This window comes from Pantoea sp. GbtcB22 (assembly GCF_019091025.1).
Lineage (GTDB): Bacteria > Pseudomonadota > Gammaproteobacteria > Enterobacterales > Enterobacteriaceae > Pantoea > Pantoea leporis.
This window is the reverse complement of sequence record NZ_JAGXKB010000738.1, coordinates 1-240: the sequence shown is the minus strand read 5'-3', so window position 1 is coordinate 240 and position 240 is coordinate 1. Positions and strand designations below refer to the sequence as shown.

At 47.5% G+C, this 240-nt stretch carries 1 pseudogene; it reads left to right on the top strand.

Annotation, left to right across the window (positions count from 1 at the left end):
• Nucleotides 1-229 (top strand): annotated as a pseudogene (locus tag KVT28_RS26545) (TonB-dependent siderophore receptor); the annotation flags it as partial.
• Nucleotides 230-240: the final 11 nt, after the last annotated feature.

Genomic DNA, 240 nt, shown 5'->3' with positions numbered 1-240 from the left:
TTACGATTTCAACGTCAGCGATCTGAGCTCCAAGGAAGCCAAGCGCGAACAGACTTCGATCGGCTATATCTTCGAGCACTATTTAAGCGATAACGTCAGCTTCACGCAGAATCTGCGCAACAGCAACATGGACGAATCGTACAAATATCTGAGGTATACCTTTGATGCGGAGAACGATCACTCGTACAACCCTCGGACCCAGGCTGACAAGAGCAAGTCGAAAAAGTAGGGTCTTGTAAA